Origin of the sequence: Mesorhizobium sp. M1050 (assembly GCF_040318715.1) — a bacterium.
Taxonomy (GTDB): Bacteria; Pseudomonadota; Alphaproteobacteria; order Rhizobiales; family Rhizobiaceae; genus Mesorhizobium.
Genome location: NZ_JAMYMV010000174.1, coordinates 1 through 866, shown reverse-complemented (window position 1 = coordinate 866; position 866 = coordinate 1). Strand labels below are relative to the sequence as shown.

The following is an 866-nucleotide window of genomic DNA, read 5'->3' as shown; positions in this document are numbered from 1 at the left end:
ACATCGAGGCTCCAGTGCAACTGGTTCTCGATGGTCCAATGTGCTCTGACGGTCTCGGCCAGTCTTTTGGGCATGAGCACTTTGGAAAGCGCGACATAGCGGACCGAGGTGGTGGGTTTGCCGCCTGCCACGCTGCGCGAGGCCTCGATGCGGCCGATCGCCTTGAGGCCGGGAAAGGCTGGCGGATCGAGCAGCCGTTTGAGCGGCAGGACCGAGGCTCTTCGCGTTTCGGTGCGGCCATGCGCGCTTTCGCTGGTCTCGAAGAAGGCGATCTCGGCAGCTGCGGCGAAGCTTCGCTCCGCCGCAGCGAACAGCTTGGGACGATTGCCTTTCAGCCCCAGCGCATAATGCGCCTTCTTGCCGATCAGCGCCTTGGCGGTGTCGGGACGGCAGTGCAGCGCATCCGCCGTCACCGTGCAGCCCTTCAAATCCAAGCTCTTCAGAAGATCCAGCGTGGCTGTGACCTCGTCGCCCTCGGGCGCGCGGGCAGCGGCAATCGACAGCCTCGTCTCGGCGTCCCACACGCTCACCATCAAAGGCGGCATAAAGACCCGACCCTTAGTGTAGCCGCGCCGCAGCGATTTGCCGTCGACCGCCACCACGCCGCGCGGCGAAGGCCCGAGCGTTTGTCGCAGCGCTGCCATGAAAGCGGCAAAGCTGCGCGAAAGCTCATCGGCATCAAGAAGTCGAAACACCCGGCTGAACGTGTCGTGGCTCGGGCAACCATGCTCCAGCGCCACGATCTCTCTCAGCTCGTCTTCCCGACCCTCAACAAAATCGGCAATGTCAACACAGCTCTTGGCCCCACACAGGGTCGCAAGCAGAGCCAAGAACAGAAGCTCCGCCAGATCATGACGCGCGTTGAT

The 866-nt window shown here is 63.2% G+C and carries 1 protein-coding gene; it reads right to left on the bottom strand.

All coding sequences use genetic code 11. The features are described 5' to 3' along the window. The coding region (locus tag NKH57_RS33740) for an ISAs1 family transposase (RefSeq protein WP_352950689.1) at nt 1–866 on the bottom strand (866 nt) is incomplete at both ends.